Annotated in this window: 10 protein-coding genes; 8 read left to right on the top strand and 2 right to left on the bottom strand. The window is 71.4% G+C overall.

Translation table 11 applies throughout. From position 1 onward, the window contains the following. Position 1 precedes the first annotated feature (1 nt). From BST11_RS10405 to BST11_RS10375, 8 genes are all read left to right on the top strand, one after another. On the top strand, positions 2 to 808 hold the full coding sequence (locus BST11_RS10405) for a CbbQ/NirQ/NorQ/GpvN family protein (protein ID WP_083137901.1): 807 nt from the start codon (positions 2 to 4) through the stop codon (positions 806 to 808). A 15-nt stretch (positions 809 to 823) separates the two neighbouring features. After that, a complete protein-coding gene (locus BST11_RS28935; RefSeq protein ID WP_264010450.1) occupies positions 824 to 955 on the top strand; it encodes a hypothetical protein in 132 nt (43 codons plus the stop codon). Continuing rightward, complete coding sequence (locus BST11_RS10400) at positions 952 to 1671, top strand: hypothetical protein (protein WP_083137900.1); 720 nt, start codon at positions 952 to 954, stop codon at positions 1669 to 1671. The genes BST11_RS28935 and BST11_RS10400 overlap by 4 nt, the downstream gene beginning before the upstream one ends. 23 nt (positions 1672 to 1694) lie before the next feature. Continuing rightward, the gene (locus BST11_RS10395; RefSeq protein ID WP_083137899.1) at positions 1695 to 2135 is read left to right on the top strand and encodes a hypothetical protein; all 441 of its coding nucleotides are present in this window, start codon (positions 1695 to 1697) and stop codon (positions 2133 to 2135) included. Between the two features lie 13 nt (positions 2136 to 2148). Next, a complete protein-coding gene (locus tag BST11_RS10390; protein ID WP_083137898.1) occupies positions 2149 to 3201 on the top strand; it encodes an NAD(P)H-dependent amine dehydrogenase family protein in 1053 nt (350 codons plus the stop codon). 10 nt (positions 3202 to 3211) lie between these two features. Next, a complete protein-coding gene (locus BST11_RS10385; protein WP_083137897.1) occupies positions 3212 to 3634 on the top strand; it encodes a VOC family protein in 423 nt (140 codons plus the stop codon). A 125-nt stretch (positions 3635 to 3759) separates the two neighbouring features. Further along, the gene (locus BST11_RS10380; RefSeq protein WP_083137896.1) at positions 3760 to 4719 is read left to right on the top strand and encodes an SDR family NAD(P)-dependent oxidoreductase; all 960 of its coding nucleotides are present in this window, start codon (positions 3760 to 3762) and stop codon (positions 4717 to 4719) included. Positions 4720 to 4767: 48 nt separating this feature from the next. Further along, on the top strand, positions 4768 to 5994 hold the full coding sequence (locus tag BST11_RS10375) for a cytochrome P450 (protein ID WP_083137895.1): 1227 nt from the start codon (positions 4768 to 4770) through the stop codon (positions 5992 to 5994). On the opposite strand, the gene BST11_RS10370 is transcribed toward BST11_RS10375, so the two are convergent. Further along, on the bottom strand, positions 5991 to 8582 hold the full coding sequence (locus BST11_RS10370; RefSeq protein WP_083137894.1) for a sugar epimerase family protein: 2592 nt from the start codon (positions 8580 to 8582) through the stop codon (positions 5991 to 5993). The genes BST11_RS10375 and BST11_RS10370 overlap by 4 nt on opposite strands. 31 nt (positions 8583 to 8613) lie before the next feature. Beyond that, positions 8614 to 21177 carry a type I polyketide synthase gene (locus tag BST11_RS10365; protein WP_083137893.1) on the bottom strand — a complete coding sequence of 4188 codons (12564 nt, stop codon included), beginning with the start codon at positions 21175 to 21177 and terminating at the stop codon, positions 8614 to 8616. Positions 21178 to 21316 lie beyond the last annotated feature (139 nt).

The raw sequence follows: 21316 nt of genomic DNA, 5'->3' as shown, positions 1-21316 counted from the left end.
CATGACCACCGACACCTACCTCGCGAGCGGCAACGAAGTGCGGCTGTTCGAGCAGGCCTACCGCCGCCGCATGCCCGTGATGCTCACCGGCCCAACCGGTTGCGGCAAGACGCGGCTGGTCGAGCACATGGGGGTGCTGCTGCAGCGACCCGTCGTCACCATCAGCTGCCACGACGACCTGACCAGTTCCGACCTCGTCGGCCGGTTCATGGTGACCGGCGGCGACGTGGTCTGGACGGACGGCCCGCTGACCCGGGCGGTCAAGGCCGGTGCCATCTGCTATCTGGACGAGGTCGTCGAGGCCCGCCACGACTCGCTGGCCGTCCTGCATTCGCTGACCGACCACCGCCGGTCGCTGTATCTGGACCGCGCCGGCGAGGTGGTGCGCGCCCCGGACACGTTCATGCTGGTGTGTTCGTACAACCCGGCCTATCGCAGTTCGCTCAAGGAGCTCAAGCCGTCGTTTCGCCAGCGGTTCGTCACCCTCCCGATGACGTATCTGGCGCCCGACCGCGAGGCCGAGGTGATCGTCGCCGAGGCGGGCATCCCGATCGCCGCGGCGCGGCGGCTGGTCCGGTGCGCGGTCGCGATCCGCACCGCCGACCAAGCCTTTCACTTCGAGCCGCCGTCGACCAGGGTGCTGGTCAGCGCCGCGCACCTGATCGCCTCGGGCGCGGACGAACTGGACGCGGCGGAGGCCTGCATCCTCGCGCCGCTGAGCGTCGACGGCGCGGTCACCGACGGTCTGCGCGAGGTCGCGGCCGCCACCCTGGCCGCCGCCGAAACGTCAGCAAGTCAGACCACGTAAGAAAGGGAGCCGATCGTGATCGACCAGAAAGAACGCAAACGCAAGAGGGCGCTCATCGTCGTGCAGGTCGCCATCTACGGCTACCTGCTGACGATGTTCCTCATCCAGCTCTACATGTCGTTCGCCCGGGGCTGGTGGAATTTATGAATCCGCCGTCGGTGAACCACGTTTCGGCCGACGCGGGCCAAGCCGCCCCGGTCGGGCTCGACGATCACTACGAACGGTCCCGTCGATCGCAGCGCCGGGCAGACAAATGGATGATCGTCGGGGCCGCGCTGATGGGAATGTGGGTCCCGGGGCTGATCGGGTTTCCCATCTTCGTGCGCGGCGTCTGGTTGCAGCGGCAGGCGCTGCGCGCCGGGCTGTCGGTTCGCCCGATGATCGTGACCCTGATCGGGTATCTGGTCCTGATCGACGGCTGCCTGAACAGCCTCGGCTGGGCGCTGGACCTGGTGGCCAACCACACCCTCATCAACCGGGTCTTGATGGTCGGTTGGGGCAACATGTTCGACGCGGGCTACTTCTGGCACTACAACGAGCTGTGGGTCGGCGGCGCCGCGGGTCCCGGGGAGAAGGCCTGGGAGGTCGGCCTCATCCTGACCGTCTTCACGATGCGGATCGCGGCGGCGATCGGCTTCCTGCAGATGAAGCGCTGGGGCCACCAATGGATGGTGATCACCTGCTGGATGGGCGTGGTGATCTGGATCGGCTACGTGTTCAACATGACCATGTTCGCCGACGTGCGCTACGCCGGCGTGGTGTTCCCCGTCGTCGGCTGGTGGCTCTACGACATCTTCTACATCACCCCGTTCCTCGCGATCCCCTACCTCCACACCGTCAACCGCGAAATCTTCACCGACTGAACACTTTCGAAGGAGCACCCACCGTGACAGCCACACCGGCCCCCGCACCCGACGAGGAAAAGAACCCGGCCGAGGAGCTGCCGCCGGGCACCACGCCGTACTACGCGCGGATGCACAAATGGATCAAGCGTGCGGTCCTGGTCTGCCTGGTCGCCCTGGTCATCGAGGGCGCGTTCACCCTGCCGTTCATGGCCGTCTACTACGGCTACCCCACGCTCAGCCTCACCGAGATCTGCAGCGAGCTGCTCAAGGTGCGGTACTCGAACGACACGCTGGAATGCAAGTACCCCTACCCGCCGTTCGGGCCGCCCGAGGGCGCCGAGGGAAAGGCCACCGCCCAAGACATCTGGGGAATCCAGCCCATCCCGAAGTATCACCGCCTCGGATTCCGCGAACTCGTGAAGATCCACGACGACCGGCTCGCCCGCCAGGCGGCCCGCGATCACGCGGCGCCGCACCCGTGAAAGGGCCGGCCGGTTGACCTATCGGGTCGTTCAGTGGACGACGGGTAACGTCGGCAAGGCTTCGGTGCGGGCGATAGTCGCCAACCCGACACTGGAGCTCGTCGGCTGCTATGCCTGGTCGCCGGGCAAGGCCGGGCGCGACGTCGGCGAGCTGTGCGGGATCGAACCCATGAATGTGAAGGCCACCAACGACGTCGACGCCCTGCTGGCCCTGCGGCCCGACTGCGTGGTCTACAACCCGATGTTCGCCGACGTCGACGAGCTCGTCCGCATCCTCGGCGCCGGCATCAACGTGGTGGGCACGGCCGGCTTCATCACGGGCCACTTCCTCGGTGCGGGTCGCGACCGCATCGCCCGGGCCTGCCGCGAGGGCGGGGCCACCATATTCGGCAGCGGCATCAACCCGGGCTTCATCCAGCTGTTCGCCATCGTGTCGGCGGGCCTTTCCGACCGGGTGGACAGGGTGTCCATGCTGGAATCCGTTGACACGACTATTTACAACTCGCCGGCCACCGAAATACCGATGGGCTTCGGTTATCCCATCGACCAACCGGACCTCCCGGCGATCACCGCGAACGGCTCCGGGATCTTCCGCGACGGCGTGCTGCTGATCGCCGACGCGCTGGGCACCGAACTCGACGACGTGCGCTGCGCAGCCCAGTACGCCCAGACCACAGAGGATCTCCACCTCCCGGGAGACTGGACGATCGGGAAGGGTTGCGTAGCCGGCGTCGACGTCCGGTGGCAGGGCATCGTCGGTGGCCGAGAGGTCATCGAGATCCGCGGACGCTGGCGCAAGGGCCAGTCTCTGGACCCGGACTGGCCGCTGGACATGGGCTACACCATCGAGGTCCAGGGGCGGCCGACGATCAAGACCACGCTGAGCTTCCTGCCACCCCCGGACTTTGCGGGCGAAACGTTGGACGACTACATCATGCTGGGACTCACCATCACGGCCATGCCGGCGATCGCCGCGATACCGGCCGTGGTCTCGGCTCCTCCCGGCATCCTGACCTACACCGATCTGTGCGGCGTCCTGCCGCGCGGAGTGTTGACCACCGGCTGAAGGAGGCACGATGCCCGCCGAAACCCAATCGTCGCTCCACCACGTCGTTTTCGCGGTGGCGCCGGAGCGGCGCGCGGCCACGGCGCAACTGTTCACCGATCTCGGCTTCGCGTTCGAGACCCTGCAGCTGGCCGAACTCGGTGTCGACGTTCACCTGGATTGGAACCGCGGCGTCGAGCTGATCAGCCCGACCCCCGGCTCGGACGCCGCGGTCGCCCGATCGGTCGCCGAGTTCCTCGACCGCCACGGCGACGGGATCTACACGGTGGTGCTGCGCGTCCCGGACGCCGCGGCGGCCGAAGCCATCGCCGAGCGCAACGGGGCCACAACGCGATTCCGCCAGAGCTTCTCCGGTGAGGGCTCCTATCTCGACGAGATCGACCTGTCCGTTTTGGGTTTGCCGCTGACCTTCCTGGCGACCAACATCCCGTGACCCCGCCGAACGAAGGGAACAGACGGCATGGCCGCGACGCGTGACCCCAGGGGGCTCCCGCAGCTCGACCTGGCCGACCTGCCGATGCCCCGCCTGCAGCTGCGGATGCTCGCGACGGAGCCGTCGTGAGTGAGCTCAGGTTCGACGGAAGGGTCGCGATCGTCACCGGCGCCGGGGGGCGGGAGCCGAGCCTGGGCCGGTCACACGCCAGGCTGCTCGCCGAGCGCGGAGCCAAGGTGGTCGTCAACGACCTCGGTGTCGGTCCCGATGGGCGAAACATACTGCGGGCCAACGCCGAACAGGTGGCCGAGGAGATTTGCGCGGCGGGCGGCGAGGCGGTCGCCGACCTGCACAGCGTCGCCGACGAGGACGGCGCACGCAGCGTCGTCCAGACCGCGCTGGACGCGTGGGGCCGCCTCGACATCCTGATCAACAACGCCGGGATCTGCTTCATGACGCAGTTCGACGAGATCACCGACGCCGACATCCGCAGGGTCATCGACGTGCACCTGATGGGAACGGTGTGGATGTGCCGGGCGGCGTGGCCCCACCTGCGACGCGCCGGCTACGGCCGCATCGTGAACACCACGTCCGGGGCGATGTTCGGGGTGCAACACCTGTCCATCTACGGTGCCGCCAAGGGCGGGATATTCGGCCTGACACGCGGCCTCGCCCTCGAAGGCGCCCCGCTCGGCATCAAGGTCAACGCGCTGGGCCCGGCCGCCAACACCAGCGCCATAAGGCATTTCAACGACCCATCCGCGTTCACGAAGCTGATGGAGGATCACTTCCCGACCGGTTTGGTGTCACCGGCCGTGGCGTTCCTGGCCCACGAGGATTGTCCGGTGTCCGGCGCCAACCTCGAGGCGGGCGGCGGAAACGTGAGCGTTCGCGTCTTCGGTCAGACCACCGGCCACTACGACTCCGAGCTCACGATCGAAAAGGTGCGGGACAACTTCACCGCGATCGCCGACACCGCCACGGCGAGGTTGATGCCGGACCTGCCGAATTCCGGGGAGCTGGCTCCAGGTGAGGCCATCGCGGCACCGATCGAAGTCCTTCCCAAACGCTACCAACCGGGCTGATCACAACGCTTCCGTCGCATAACGCGTTGCGCCACAAAAGGAGTCACGATGACCGTCGGCACCGCAGCACCCAGCGTCTTCGACGCGGGACTCCCGACCCTGCACTACGACATCACCGACACCGTGCACGAAGTCGCCCCGCGCATTCACGAGGTCCGCGAGCAGTCCCCGATCGCCATCGGCCCGCTGGGTCCCGAGGTACTCGGCTACGAACTGGCCCGCGGGATACTGCGCGACCCCCGATTCGTGTTCCCGCCCGGCATGCACATGACCGCGCGCGGCATCACGTCCGGCCCGCTCTACGACAGGGTGCTGGGCACCATCCTGGGCATGGAAGGCGAGGAGCATCGGCGATTGCGCAGCCTGGTGTCGAAGGCCTTCACGCCGCGGGCGTCGGCGCGCATGGAAGGCACCATCGCCTCCGTGATCAACGAACTGGTGGATCGGGTCGCCGACACCGGCCGATGTGATTTCGTCGCCGACATCGCCCGGCCCTACCCGATCCCGATCATCTGCGCGCTGCTGGGCGCGCCGCCCGAGGACTGGGAGCAGTTCTCGCGATGGGCCGAGGACATCTTCAAGATCGTCCGGTTGGACTCCGACCTCGTCGGCGAGCAGGACGTCGTCATGCGGGCGTGGGACGAGTTCGACGCCTACATCGACGACATGATCACCGAGCGGCGCGGCCGGCTGACCGACGACCTGATCTCCGAATTGATTCGCGCCCAGGACGGGGGCGACCGACTCAGCGACGCGGAGATGCGCATGCTGGCGTTCAGCATTCTCAGCGCCGGCACCGACACCACCCGCAATCAGCTCGCCGCGTCCATGCACGCGCTGTGTGACCATCCCGATCAGCTGGCGTTGCTCCGCGACGATCCCGGCCTCGCGATGCAAGCGGTCGAGGAATGCATGCGCCACTCGCCCGCCGTGTGTGCCACGCTTCGCACCGTCCTCGACGATGTCACGTTCGCCGACTACACCTTTCCGGCCGGCACCTTCATTTCGGTGAACACCTACGCCGCCAACTGCGACCCGGAGGTCTATCCGAACCCGGACCGATTCGACATCACCCGGACCGACCCGCCACCCATCCTGACCTTCGGCGGCGGCGCCCACTACTGCCTGGGCGCCAACCTCGCCCGAGTCGAGCTCGCCGGGGCCCTCAAGGTCCTCGCCCGGCGCATGAGCAACCCGCGCCGCGTCGCGGTGTCACCGTGGAAGCCGATGCTGGGACTGAGCGGGCCGCTGGGCCTGGACATCGAATTCGGCTAGCGCACCGTGTCTTCCGCGGCGAGCTCGAGCACCCGGATCTCGCCGGTGGCGCCGTCGACCTCGACCATCGCGCCGGGTGGCAGCGACTTGGTGGCCCCCTGAACGTCGACGACGCACGGGAACCCGAACTCGCGCGCGACGACCGCGGCGTGCGACATCGGGCCGCCCAGCTCGGTCACCACCGCGGCGGCGTAGCAGAAGGCGGCGGTGTAGCCGACGTCGGTGACCTCGGCCACCAGGATCTCGCCGGGCTGGAGGTCGTCGATGGTTTCGGGCCGCACGATCCGGACCCGGCCGCGAACCCGCCCCCCACAGACGCCGACCCCGCGCAGGGTGTCCCCGCCGGCCAGCGCCGGGGACGACGTGCCGGTCGGCTGCCAGCTGCCACTGAACACCGTCGGCGGCACGACGCCGGCCAGCCTGCGTTGTTCCTCGCGCCGCCGGGCCACCAGCTTCGCGACATCCGCCGGCAGGGCGTCGATCTCGTCGACCAGGAGGTAGAACACGTCATCGGGGCCGGCGAGGGCGCCGGCGCCGGCCAGCCGGCGCCCGCATTCGCGCAGCAGCGCGCGCAGCACCCAGTTGGCCCGCACCATTTTGTCGCGGCGGACCTCCCGGTCGCGCAGTTGCCGGGCGAACAGCGCGGCGACGGGCCTGGCGCGCAACGGGATCCGCGGGTGGGCCGGCTGCGCCGCCGCGGGCGCGCTCATCGCGCGGGTGACCATCCGGATCAGCAACTCGGGGTCGTCGGCGTAACTGGTGGACAGCATCTCCAGTTCGGCGGGGCCCCGGTGCCCGATCAGCCCCAGCTCGTCGCGCACTGCGGCGTAGAAGCCGGGCGCATCGGCGGCCAGCCGCTCGAGGTGGGGGCCGGGATCGGCCAGCGCGCCGGTCACTTTCGGGTCTCGCCGGGCGGCGACCACCAACCGCTGCACCGCCTCCACCGAACGCGCGCTGACCAGTTCCGGGCCGGCCGGCGGGGCGGCGTCGCGGCCCCACAGGCCGCGCAGCAACACGTTGTACGCCGCGCACAGCATGAACGACCCCGACGCCAGCACCCAGCTGTACACGACGTCGTCGCGGGCCAGCAGGATCAGGCTGTGCAGCCGGGGATCGTCGAGGCGGGAGAGGTCCCCGCCGGCGAGGCGCTCCAACCGGTCGACATCGGCGGCCAGGGCGCGGGTGTCCTCGGCCGAGCCCGCGCTCAGCCCGACCAGGTTCACCGCGAACACCCCGATGTTGCGCAGCGTGCGCAATCGCCTTCGCGCGCGGCCGGTTTCGATCGGGGGGCGTTCCTCCCCGAAGATCGGCAGCGACGCCATGCTGGGGCCGAAGAATCCGCTCTTGCTGACGATCGTCGCGGGCTTGGCGAACGGCACGGTTTCGGCCATGAAATGCGCGGACGTGATGGCGCCGTACAGCCGGTGCGCGAACACCGCGACGGTGCGCATGGCGATCTCCCGCTGGATGATCCCGCCCGGCCGGAGCCGCTCCGCGATGGCCACGCCGCCGGCCCGCAGGCCGCGCACGGTCACCGACGCCGACGACGGCGAGAAGGGGCCCGGCAGCGCCTCCGAGAGGTTGGTGGCCAGGTAGGTCGGGAAGCGGGGGTCGATCGGCGTGTCGAATTCGCCGTTGGCCCCCTCCGGCCCGGCCAATCGGGGCGCCACCCCATCCTCGGCGGGCGCGTCGACGGCGGGCAACTCCTGGATGCGGGCCAGCCGCCACGGCACGGATATCACCCGCTTGCCGAGCGTCACCCGCCCGCGCACGCCCGACTCGAGGTCTTCGAAGCATTCATCGGCGCTGAAGGCCGGTTGAAACCCCCACTCGTCGCGCAGCCGCGCGGTGTTCATCAGCGGCGCGCACAGCCCGGCGAACGCGGCGAGGCGCACCGGGACGAGCGGACGCCCGAGCGTACCGGCGATGTCGCGGACCGTCGGCGCTCCGGGGGCGGCGAGATTCACGGGACCACTTGCGATTTCGTCGTCCAGGACGGCGCGCGCAAGCAGCCGCAGCGCGTCGTCGACGTGGACGACCTGCACGCGGCGGTCCGCCCAGCCGCCGGGAAAGGCGGGCAGGGCCAGCACCCGGCGCACCCAGTTGTCGACGCCGCGCCCGACGACGAGCGCGCAGCGCACCGCCACCGATTCGACGCCCGCGCGCGCGAGCATCTCCTCGACGCGGGCCTGGTGGGCGCCGACGGCGGACCCGGGCGACGCCGCGTCGGACTCGGGGTGCGGCGCCTTTCCCCCGCCGTAGACGTGCGCCGATGACGGGAAAACGATGCGCGCCGACGGCGCCGTCGCCGCGAGGACGTTGCTCGTTCCGCCGATGTTGACCTGCTCGCTGTCGCGTGCCTTCCGTGTGTCGCGTGCCCACGCGCAATGGGCGACCGCGTCCGCGCCGGCGACGGCGCGGCGGACCGCGGCGGCGTCGCGGATGTCGGCCGCGACGAACTCGGCCGCGCTCGACCAGCTTTCGGGCCGGTGCCGGGCGATGCCGACGACGTCGTGACCCATGCCGAGCAGGCGGGCGGCCAGGCCGCGGCCGAGCACACCGCTGGCGCCGGTGACCGCGATCCTCACGAAAAAGGCCTGAGCTCACTCATGCGCGCCGCTATTCGTCGTCGTCCATCAGCGCCGCGTTGACCAGGTCGTCGAGGTCCATGTCGGCCAGGTCCTTCTCCGCGGCCGCGGCGGCGGCCGGCGCGTTCGCGCCCCCGTCGGCCTCATTGGCCAGCGCGAGCAGCAGCTCCAAGACCCCGGCCTGCCGGAGGCGCTTGACGGGGATCGACCCGACGACCCGCTGGATTTCGGCCTCCCCGGCCGCGGCGGCCGCGGGGGGTTGTTCGGACGCGCCGACGAGCTCGCGGTGCATGTAGCCGGCCAGCGCGGCGGAGTTCGGGTAGTCGAAGATGAGCGTCGGCGAAAGCGCCAGCCCCGTCGCCGCTTTCAGCCGGTTGCGCATCTCGACGGCGGTCAGCGAGTCGAAGCCCAGCTCCTGGAACGCCCGGTCCGGGTCGATGGCCTCCGCGCCGGCGTTGCCCAGCACCGTGGCGATGTGCGAACGCACCAGGTCCAGCAGGATCGCGTGCTGCTCGTCCTCGGGCAGCCCCTCGAGGCGTTGCAGGAGCGCCGATTTCGACTTCGCGGCTGCCAGCGAGTCGTCGACCCGGCGCCGGGTGGGCGCGTTGATCAGGTCGACGAACATCGGCGGCAGCGTGCCCGCGTCGAACTTGGCGCGCAGCGCCTCGAGATCGATGTGGGCGGGCAGCATGAACGGCTCGTCGACGACCAGCGCGGTGTCCATCAATTCCAGCGCCTGCCCCGAGGACATCGCGACGATCCCGTCGCGGCCGAAGCGGGCGAGGTCGGCGGCGCCCAGCCCACCGGTCATGGCGCTGGCCTGATCCCACAGGCCCCAGCCCAGCGAGACCGCCGGCAGCCCGTGGGCCCGCCGATGCGCCGCCAGCCCGTCCAGGAACGAGTTGCCCGCGGCGTAGTTGCCCTGGCCCGATGCGCCCGCGAGCCCCGCGATCGACGAGAACATCACGAACGCCGACACATCCAGGTCGCGGGTCAATTCGTGCAAGTTCCATGCCGCATCGACCTTGGCGCTCAGCACCGCCTCGAGCCGCTCGGGAGTCAGTGACGTCACCACCGCGTCGTGCAAGACCCCGGCGGCGTGAATGACCGCGCTCAGCGGGTGCTGCATCGGGATCTCGGCGATCACCTTCGCCAGGGCCTCGCGGTCGGCGGCGTCACAGGCCACCGCCTCCACCCGCGCGCCGGCCGCGCTCAACTCGGCCACCAGCTCCGCCGCGCCCGGCGCGTCCAGCCCGCGCCGGCTGACCAGCACCAGGTTGCGCGCGCCGTGGCGGGCCACGACGTGCCGTGCGACGGCCGAGCCGGCCATCCCGAACGCACCGGTGATCAGCACCGTGCCCGCCGCCCACGCATCGGGCATGGTCATCACGACCTTGCCGACGTGGCGGGCCTGGCTCAGATAGCGCAGCGCGGCGGGCGCGCGCCGCACGTCGAACCTCGTCACCGGCAGCGGCCGCAGGACGTCCTCGCCGAACATCGCGGCCAACTCGTCGAGCATCTGCGCGATGCGGTCCGGCCCGGCCTCGAAGAGGTCGAAGGCGCGGTAACGGACCCCGGAGTGGTCGCGGGCGACGGCCTCGGGGTCGCGGATGTCGGTCTTGCCCATCTCCAGGAACACCCCGCCGGGCGCCGTGAGCCGCAAAGAGGCGTCCACGAAATCACCGGACAGCGAGTCCAGCACGATATCCATCCCGGCCATGCCGGTCCTGGCGGTGACCGCCCGGAACTTCTCCTCGAACTCGAGGCTGCGCGAATCCGCGATGTGGTCGTCGTCAAAACCCATGGCCCGCAACGTGTCCCACTTGGCGCGGCTGGCCGTCGCGAACACCTCCAGGCCGAGGTTGCGGGCCAGCTGCACCGCGGCCATCCCCACCCCGCCGGCCGCGGCGTGCACGAGCACCCGCTGGCCGGGCCTGGCGTCGGCCAGGTCCACCAGCGCGTAGCGCGCCGTGGCGAACACCACCGACGTCGTCGCGGCGGCGGTGTACGACCAGCCGTCCGGCACCCTGGCCAGCAGCCGCTCGTCGGTCCTGGCGATCGTGCCCGTCCCGTCCGGGAACAGCCCCATGACGCGGTCGCCGACCGCGAAACGCCGGTCCTGCGAGTCGGTTTCGGGGCCGGCTTCTGCGACTTCTACGACGACGCCCGCCGCCTCGATGCCCATGATCGCGTCCGGATCGGGATAGAGGCCCAGCGCGATCATGACGTCACGGAAGTTGGCCGCGATGGCCGACAGCGCGACCCGCACCTGCCCGGGCCCCAGCGGCGCGTCGGCGTCGGGAATCCGCTCCAGCCGCAGGTTCTCGATCGTGCCGTAACTGCTCATGCCCATCCGCCACGGCCCGTCGTCGGGCGGCACCAACAGGCCCCCGACCGCGCGGCTGCCGAGCACCCGGGCGGTGTAGGCGGTCCCGTCGCGCAGCAACGCCTGCGGCTCGCCGAGCTGGAGGACCGCCGCCACGGCGTCGGCGTCCAGGGGCGCATCGGTGTCGACGAGCACGATTCGCCCGGGGTGTTCGGTCTGCGCCGAGCGCACCAGCCCCCAGACCGCGGCGCCGGCCAAATCGGTGACGTCCTCGCCCGGCAGCGTCATCGCCCCACGGGTCGACACCACCAGCGTTCCCACGCCGTCGCCCGCCAGCCACGCCTGCAGCACCGGCAACACGGCTCGGGTCGCCGCGTAGACCTCCGCCACGACGTCGCCGGCCACCGGCGCGGATTCGAACAGCACCGCCGAGCGTTCGGCCGTGCCGTCGGAGCCGGGTTCCGCAGGGGCCGTGTCACCCCAGACCGACAGCGACACCGGCTGCACCGCCGCGGACGGCTGGGCGGACCACACGAGCTCGAAGAGCCGATCCGGCCCCGAACTCGACACCGCGGCCAGCAGCTGCCGATCGGTCACCGGGCGCGCGACCATCGACGCCACCGACAGCACCGGCAGCCCCAACCCGTCGGCCAATTCGATCGACACGGACGACTCGCCGGCCGGCACGATCCGCGCCCGCACCGCCGCCGCCCCCGCGGCGTGCAGCGACACCCCCTGCCACGAGAACGGGACCAGCATCGAGCCCGCCGCGAGTTCGTCGTCGCCGGAGGCCAGGATGACCGCGTGCAACGCGGCGTCGAGCATCGCCGGGTGCACCCCGAACCCGGCCGTCGACACCCCGGCGTTCGCCGGCAGGCTCACCTCGGCGTAGACCTCGTCGCCGCGGCGCCACATCGACGTCAGGCCGCGGAACGCGGGCCCGTACCCGTAGCCCCGCTCGGCCAGTCGCTCGTATCCGTCGCCGACGTCCACCGGGACCGCGCCCGGCGGCGGCCACGCCGACAGGTCCGCGCCCGGCTGCACCGAGCCCGCCCGCAGCGCACCTTCGGCGTGCAGGGACCAGCCCGGGCCCGCTTCGGCGCGGGAGAACACCGAAACCGCGCGGGCGCCCGAGTCGTCGGGTCCGCCGACGACCACCTGAACCGCGACCGCCCCGTCGGCCGGCAACACCAGCGGCGCCGCCAAATTCAGCTCGTCGACGATTCCGCAGCCGACCTCGTCGCCGGCGCGGATCGCCAGCTCGACGAATCCCGCCCCCGGAAACAGCACCACACCGCCGACGGCGTGATCGGCCAGCCAGCCCTGCGCGCTCGGCGACAGCCGACCGGTCAGCACCACCCCGCCGGAGGCCGGCAGTTCGACCACGGCGCCGAGCAGGGCGTGCTGGCTCGCGGCCAGCCCCAGGCCGGCGGCGTCGACCGTGGCGTCGTCGCCGCAGAGCCAAAAGCGCCGGCGGTCAAAGGCGTACGTGGGCAACTCGACGAAGCCCGCTCTGCCGAGGGGGCCGCGCCAGTTCACGTCCATCCCCGCGACGAACCCGTGCGCGACGGCGTCGACCAGGGCCGCCGGCTCGGGCCGGTCTTTGCGCAGCGCGGACATCGTCGTCACCGGCACGTCGGCCAGCGTCTCTTCGATCGATGCCGTCAGGCCACTGCCCGGTCCGACCTCGAAGAAGCGGGTGGCGCCGGCGGACTGCGCGAACCGCACGCTGTCGGCGAACCGCACCGCCTCGCGCACGTGTCGCTTCCAGTACGCCGCGGTGGCGAAGTCCTCCCCCGCCGGCTGCCCGGTCACGTTCGACACGATCGGGATGGTCGGCGCGCCGACGGCGAGTCCCGCTGCGACGGTTCCGAACTCGTCGACCATCGGGTCCATCAGCGGGGAGTGGAAGGCGTGGGAAACCGCGAGTCGATGGGTTCGGTGGCCGTCCGCGCGAAGCCGGTCGGCGACCGCGGCCACCGCTTGCTGTGCGCCCGAGATGACCACCGAGGTGGGCCCGTTGACGGCGGCGACGCCGGCCCGGTCGGCGGACGCCAGCAGCGGCCGCACCTCTTCTTCGGTGGCCTGCACCGCGATCATCGCCCCGCCCTCGGGCAGCGCCTGCATGAATCGGCCCCGGGCCGCCACCAGCACCGCGGCGTTCTCAAGCGACAGGACCCCGGCGACGTGCGCGGCCGACAGCTCTCCGATGGAGTGGCCCAGCACGAAGTCGGGGCGCACGCCCCAGGATTCCAGCAGCCGGAACAGGGCAACCTCCACCGCGAACAGCGCCGGCTGTGCGAATTCGGTGCTGTTCAAAAGGTTTTCGTCGTCCCCCCAGATGACTTCGCGCAGCGGGCGGAGCAGGTGCCGATCCAGTTCGGCCACGACGGCGTCGAACGCCTCGGCGAAGACCGGGTATGCGGCGTGCAATCCCCTTCCCATGCCCAGCGTTTGGGATCCCTGGCCGGGGAACACGAAGGCGGTCTTGCCGGCGCTCGCCGCGCCGCGAACGACCGAGGGGGCCAACTCGTCCCCGGCCAACTCGTCCAGACCGGTCAGCAGCCGGTCGCGGTCGGCGCCGGCGACGACGGCCCGCTGTTCGAAGGTCGAGCGGCCCGCGAGCGACCAGCCCACATCCGCGATGTCCAGGTCGGGGTGGGCCCGCAGGTGAGCCGCCAGGCGGGCGGCCTGAGAGCGCAGGGCCGACGGCGATTTCGCCGACACGACCCACGGCACCACCGGCACCGCGGGGCGGTCCGCGGGCGGCGGCTCGGCCGGCACGGCCTCGACGATCACGTGTGCGTTGGTGCCGCTGATCCCGAACGACGACACCCCGGCGCGGCGCGGCCGATCGGCGGGCCAGGGTCGCGCCTCGGTGAGCAGCGACACCGAGCCCGTCGACCAGTCCACATGCGGGCTGGGCTCGTCGACATGCAGTGTCGCGGGCAACGTTTCGTGGCGCATGGCCAGCACCATCTTGATCACCCCCGCGACGCCGGCGGCGGCCTGCGTGTGCCCCATGTTCGACTTGATCGACCCCAGCCACAGCGGCCCGTTCGAACCCCGGTCCTGCCCGTAGGTCGCCAACAACGCCTGCGCCTCGATCGGGTCGCCCAGGGTGGTTCCGGTGCCGTGGCCCTCGACCGCGTCCACGTCGGCCGCCGACAGTCCCGCGCTGGCCAGCGCGGCACGCACCACCCGCTGCTGCGACGGGCCGTTCGGCGCGGTCAGCCCGTTGGAGGCGCCGTCCTGGTTGATCGCCGAACCGCGCAGCATCGCCAGCACCGGGTGCCCCAGCCGCCGCGCGTCCGACAACCGCTCGACGACCAGCATGCCGCCGCCCTCGGCGAAGCCGGTGCCGTCGGCGGCCCCGGCGAACGCCTTGCAGCGGCCGTCGACGGACAACCCGCGCATGCGGCTGAACTCCACGAAGATGTCGGGCGTGGCGTTGACCGTGACGCCCCCGGCCAGGGCCAGATCGCATTCGCCCGAGCGCAGTGACCGCGCCGCCATGTGCAGCGCGACCAGCGACGACGAACACGCCGTATCCACCGACACCGCCGGGCCTTCCAGCCCCAGCGCATACGAGATTCGCCCGGACGCGACGCTCGACGACTGCCCGGTCAGCCGGAAGCCCTCCACGGTCGGCGCGGCGCCCATCCCGTAGCCCTGGGTGTACACCCCGGCGAACACGCCGGTGGCGCTGCCCCGCAGCCCGCCGGGCTCAATTCCCGCCCGTTCCAAGGCTTCCCACGACAGCTCGAGAAACATCCGCTGCTGCGGGTCCATGGCCAGCGCCTCGCTCGGCGCGATCCCGAAGAAGGCGGGGTCGAAGTCCGCGACACCGTCCACGAAGCCACCGGTGCGGGTGTAGCAGGTGCCCGGGACGTCGGGGTCCGGGTTGTAGACCCCGGCCAGGTCCCAGCCGCGATCGCGCGGAAATTCGGAGAGCACGTCGCGGCCCTCGATCAGGATGTCCCAGAGGTCCTCGGGGGAATTCACCCCGCCCGGATAGCGGCACGCCATGCCGACGATCACGATCGGGTCGTCGTCGGTGGCGCGAGCGACCGGGGCGTGCTTGATCTCCTGCGGGACCCCGGCGAGTTCGGTGCGGATGTAGCCGGCCAGGCCGTTGGGGGTCGGATAGTCGAAGATGAGTGTGGGCGAAAGCGCCAGTCCCGTCGCGGTTTTGAGCCGGTTGCGCATCTCGACCGCCGTCAGCGAGTCGAAGCCCAACTCCGAAAACGCCTTGTCCGGGTCGATCGCCTCGGCGGTGGTGTTGCCCAGCACCGTGGCGATGTGCGCACGCACCAGATCCAGGAGCACGGCGTGCTGCTCGGCTTCGGAGAGCCCGTCCAGGCGATGCGCGAGCGCCGATTTCGACTTCGCGGCGGCAAGCGAGTCGTCGACCCGGCGCCGGGTCGGCGCGTTGACCAGCTCCGCGAACATCGGCGGCACCGCGACCGCGTGGGCGCGCAGCGCGCCGAGATCGATGCGGGCGGGCGCGAGGAACGGCTCGTCGACGATCAGGGCGGTGTCGAACAGTTCCATCGCCTCGTCCGAGGACAGCGCGAGGATCCCGTCGCGGCCCAGCCGGGCGAGGCCCGCGGCGTCGAGTCCCCCGGTCATGGCGCTGGCCTGATCCCACAGCCCCCACGCCAGCGAGATCGCCGGCAGCCCGTGCGCCCGCCGGTGGGCGGCCAGCCCGTCGAGGAACGAGTTGGCCGCCGCGTAGTTGCCCTGCCCCGAAGAGCCCACCAACCCGGCCATCGACGAAAACATCACGAAGGCGGACGGATTCAGGTCACGGGTCAACTCGTGCAGGTTCCACGCCGCGTCGACCTTGGCCCGCAACACCGCGTCGACGCGCTCGGGCGTCAGCGAGCCGACCGTGGCGTCGTCCAGCACCCCGGCCGCGTGGATCACGGCCGACAACGGCCCCCGCGCGGAGACGTCGGCGATCACCCTCGCCAGCGCGTCCCGGTCCGCCGCGTCACACGCGACCGCTCGCGCGCCGGCACCGGCGGCCGCCAGCTCGGCGACCAGATCGGCGGCACCCGGCGCGTCCGGGCCGCCACGGCTGAGCAGCACCAACTCCCGAACACCGTGCCGCGCCACCAGGTGGCGGGCCAGCGTCGAACCCGCCATGCCCGTGCCGCCGGTGATCAGCACGGTGCCCGATGCCAGCCCCGCGCCCGGCCCCACAGGCACGGTCATCACGACCTTGCCGACGTGGCGGGCCTGGCTCAGGTAACGCAACGCCGCCCGGCCGCGCCGCACGTCGAATGTCGTCACCGGCAACGGGTTCAGAATCCCGGCGTCGAACAGGGCGGCGAGCTCCAGCATCCACTCGTGCATCCGGGGACGGCCGGGCTCGAACAGGTCGAAGGCGCGGTAGCGGACGCCCGGGTATTCCCGGGCCACCAGGCCCGGGTCGCGGATGTCGGTCTTGCCCATCTCGAGGAACACCCCGCCGGGGGCGACCAGGCGCAGGGAGGCGTCGACGAACTCGCCGGCCAGTGAGTCCAGCACCACGTCCATGCCGGCCGCGCCGGTCCTTTCGGTGACCGCCCGGAACTTCTCCTCGAACTCGAGGCTGCGCGAATCCGCGATGTGGTCCTCGTCGAAACCCATGGCCCGCAACGTGTCCCATTTGCCGCGGCTGGCGGTGGCGAACACCTCCAGGCCCAAATACCGGGCCAGCTGCACCGCGGCCATCCCCACCCCGCCGGCCGCGGCGTGCACCAACACCCGCTGCCCCGGCTTGACGTCGGCCAGGTGGACGAACGCCATGTAGGCGGTCGTGAAAACCGCCGAGACGCCGGCGGCTTCGGCGTAGGACCAGTCGGCGGGCATCGGCAGCAGCAGGCGGACGTCCCCGGGCACCACCGTGCCGCTGCCGTCGGGGAAGAAGCCGTACACCGAATCGCCGACCGCGAACTCGGTGACCCCCGGCCCGACCTCGACCACCACGCCGGCGCCCTCGCCGCCCAGCAGCGCGTCGTGGGTGAACATGCCCAGGGTGATCATCACGTCGCGGAAGTTGGTGGCGATGGCGCGCAGCGCCACCCGGACGTGACCCGGCTCCAGGGGGGCATCGGCGTTGGGAACCGGCTCGAGCTGCAGGTTTTCGAAGGTGCCGGCGCTGCTGATCCCCAGGCGCCAGGGCCGGCCTTCCGGCGGCGTCAGGATGCCCTCGACCGCGCGGCTGCCGCGTACCCGCGCGGTGTACGCCGTGCCGCCACGCAGCAGCACCGCCGGCTCGCCGGTCGCGAGCGCGGTCGCGATCGCGCCGTCGTCGAGGGCCGCATCCGAATCCACCAGCACGATCCGGCTTGGGTGCTCGGTCTGCGCCGAACGCACCAGTCCCCATACCGCCGCGCCGGCCAGATCGGAAACGTCCTCCCCGGCCAGCCCCATCGCGCCCCGCGTGGCGACGACCAGCACCCCGGTGTCGTGCTCGGTCAGCCACGACTGCAGGGCGGCCAGCGCCCGCAGGGTGCGCTCGTGCGATCCGGTAACCGGATCCTCCTCCGCGACAAGGGATTCGAAAAGTTCATACGGGGGTGTCTCGGCGTTGGCCGCGGGCGACGCCGGTGACCACACCACCTCGAACAGGCGGTCCGGGCCCGATGCCGCCACCGCCGCGCGCAGCTGCCCCTCGCTCACCGGGCGCGCCACCATCGCGCGCACCGACAGCACCGGCAGCCCCAGCCCGTCGGCCAGCTCGATCGAGACGGCGTTGGCCGACCCGGCGGCCGGGGCGATGCGCGCACGAACCGCCGACGCTCCGGCCGCGTGCAGCGACACGCCCTGCCAGGAGAACGGCAGCACCACTTCGTCGCCGGCGATTTGGTGGCTGACGACCAGCGCGTGCAGCGCCGCATCGAGCAGCGCGGGGTGGACGCCGAATCCGCCCGCTCCCCCGGCGGCGTCGGGCAGCCGCACCTCGGCGAACACCTCGTCGCCCCGCGTCCACGCCGCGGTCAGGCCCTGGAACGCCGGGCCGTAGCCGTAGCCGCGCGCCGCCAATCGCGCGTAACCGTCGGCGGCGTCGACCTTTACGGCCCCCGCCGGCGGCCACGCCGACAGATCCCCGCCCGGCTCGACCGAACCGGTGCTCAGCGTTCCCTCGGCGTGGCACACCCATCCCGAGCCGGAATCGGGCCGCGAAAAGATCGACACCGCGCGCTGACCGGACCCGCCGTCGTCGGGACCCACCACGACTTGCACTGCAACGCTGCCCGAGGTTCCCGACCCGGAACCCTTGGCCGGCAACAACAATGGCGCCCGCAGGGTCAGCTCGTCGACCGTCGAGCACCCGACCTCGTCGCCGGCGCGGATCGCCAGCTCCACGAAGCCGGAGCCGGGGAACACGACCGTGCCCGAAACGGCGTGATCGGTCAGCCAGCCCTGCAGGCTTGGCGACAAGCGGCCCGTCAAGAGGACGCCGCCCGAGGCGGGCAGCTCGACGACCGCGCTCAGCAGCGGGTGCCCGCTGGTGTCCAGCCCCAGGCCCGAGGCGTCGGCCGCGACACCCTCCCCGGACAGCCAAAACCGGCGCCGGTCAAAGGCGTACGTCGGCAGCTCCACCAAGCCGGCGCCGTCCAGCGCACCGCGCCAGCCCACGCTCACGCCCGCGACGAACGCGGTGGCAACCGAAGCCAGGAACCTGTCCAGTCCGCCGTCGTCGCGACCCAGGGTGGGGATGACTTTGGCCTCCGAGGCCTCGGTCTTCGCGCCCGCGTGGTCGTTGACGGTGTCCTCGATCCCCGCGACCAGGGCGGGATGCGGACTGGATTCCACGAACGTGCGGTACCCGTGCTCGCACGCGCTGCGCACCGCCTGGTCGAATTGCACCGTCTGCCGGATGTTGCGATACCAGTATTCGGCATCCAATCCCGCTGTGTCCAAACGACTTCCGGTCACGGTAGAAAAGAACGCGATGCGCGAGGAACGCGGCTCGATGCCGGACAGCGCTTCGGTGAGGTCGGTGCGAATGGCCTCGACCTCGACCGAGTGCGAGGCGTAGTCCACGTCGATCCGGCGGGTGCGCAGCTCGAGGTCGGCGCAGAAACCGACGAGCTCATCGAGCGCGGCGACGTCACCCGAGACCACAACGGCCGAGCGGCCGTTCACGGCGGCGATGCTGACGCGACTACCGTAGGGCGCCAACAGCTCCCGGGCGCGCTCGGTGCTGCAGGCGATCGACAGCATGCCGCCGGGCCGGGCCAGCGACCGCAGCAGCTTGCTGCGCAGCGTGACCACCCGGGCCGCGTCGCGCAACGACAAGGCGCCGGCGACATAGGCCGCGGCGATCTCCCCCTGCGAATGGCCGATCACCGCGTCCGGGCTCACCCCGACCGACTTCCACAGTTCGGCCAGCGACACCATCACCGCGAACAGCACCGGCTGCACGACGTCGACGCGGTCCATCCCCGCGGCACCGGGCACGCCGCGCAGCACATCGGTCAGCGACCAGTCGACAAACTCCGCGAAGGCCTCTTCGCACGCCTGGATCTGTTGGGCGAATACCCGGGCGGTGTCCAACAATTCGACGCCCATGCCCAGCCATTGGGAACCCTGGCCGGGGAACACGAACACGGTCTTGCCAGCCGGCGTCGCGACGCCCCGGACGACCGATCCGGCCGGGTCGTCGCGGGCCAGCTCGTCCAACCCGGCCAGCAGCGCCGCCCGGTCACCGCCCACCACGACCGCCCGATGCTCGAACGTCGAACGCCCCGCCAACGTCCATCCCACGTCGGCGATGTCCAAATCAGCGCGGGCGCGCAGGTATTCGGCCAGTCGCGTCGCCTGCGCCGCCAGCGCCGCCGCCGACTTCGCCGACACCACCCACGGAACCACCGGCCGCCCCGGAGGGGCTTCGCGCACCGGCTCCGGCGGGGCGGCCTCGACGATCACGTGCGCGTTGGTGCCGCTGATCCCGAACGACGACACCCCGGCCCGGCGCGGTCGATCTGTTTGCCAGGGCCGCGCCTCGGTGAGCAGCGACACCGAGCCCGCCGACCAGTCCACGTGCGGGCTGGGCTCATCGACATGCAAAGTCGCCGGCAACATCTCGTGGCGCATCGCCTGCACCATCTTGATCACGCCGGCCGCCCCGGCGGCGGCCTGGGTGTGGCCCATGTTTGACTTGATCGACCCCAACCACAGGGGCTCGGCCCGGTCCTGCCCGTAGGTCGCCAACAACGCCTGCGCCTCGATCGGATCGCCCAGCGTCGTGCCGGTGCCGTGGCCCTCGACCACGTCGACCTCGGCCGCCGACAGCCCCGCGTTGGCCAGCGCCGCCCGCACCACCCGTTGCTGCGAGGGGCCGTTGGGGGCCGTCAGCCCGTTGGAGGCCCCGTCCTGGTTGACCGCGCTGCCCCGGATCAGCGCCAGCACCGGGTGACCCAGCCGCCGCGCGTCCGACAGCCGCTCCACCACCAGCATGGCGCCGCCCTCGGACCAGCCGACCCCGTCGGCCGCCCCGGCGTACGCCTTGCAGCGGCCGTCCGGCGCCAGCCCGCGGTGCCGGCTGAACTCGACGAAGACGGTCGGCGTGGCGTTCACGGTCGCGCCGCCCGCCAGCGCCAGGTCGCACTCCCCCGTCCGCAGCGACTGCACCGCCATGTGCAAGGCCACCAACGACGACGAGCACGCCGTGTCCACCGACACCGCCGGGCCCTCCAGTCCCAGCACGTACGACACCCGCCCCGAGGCGACGCTGGAGGTCATGCCGGTCAGCCGGTAGCCCTCGATCTCCTCGGCCAACATGCCGTAGCCCTGGACGATGAGCCCGGCGAACACCCCGGTGGCGCTGCCGCGCAGCCCGCCCGGGTCAATCCCGGCCCGCTCCAACGCCTCCCACGACAGCTCCAGCAGCATCCGGTGCTGCGGGTCCATCGCCAACGCCTCGCTGGGCGCGATCCCGAAGAAGGCGGCGTCGAAGTCGGCGACGCCGTCCACGAAGCCGCCGCGGTTGACGTAGCACTTGTGGCGCGCGTCGGGATCCGGATCGTAGAGGGCGGCGAGGTCCCAGCCGCGGTCGGTGGGAAACTCCGACATCACGTCGCGGCCGTCGGCCACCATCTGCCAGAGGCCATCCGGGGTGTCGATCCCGCCGGGGAAGCGGCACGACATCCCGACGATGGCGATCGGCTCGCTCGAGCGCTCCAGCAGCGCACGGTTGGTGCGCTTCAGGCGTTCCACCTGGACCAGCGCCTTGCGCAGCGCCTCGGTCGCATGCTGGAGTTGGTCCGCCATCCCTAACCTCGCCTAACCCTCACTGGCATTGGGGCGTCGTGTCACCGCCGGATGCGGCCCCGCCGAGCGCCGAGTCACGGAAGTTGCCGCACGAAACGGGCACGTGGACTTTTCGACCAGCGCCGTGCCGCTGTCCGAC

The sequence above is a fragment of the Mycobacterium alsense genome, assembly GCF_002086635.1.
GTDB lineage: Bacteria > Actinomycetota > Actinomycetes > Mycobacteriales > Mycobacteriaceae > Mycobacterium > Mycobacterium alsense.
This window is presented reverse-complemented; position numbering and strand designations above follow the sequence as displayed.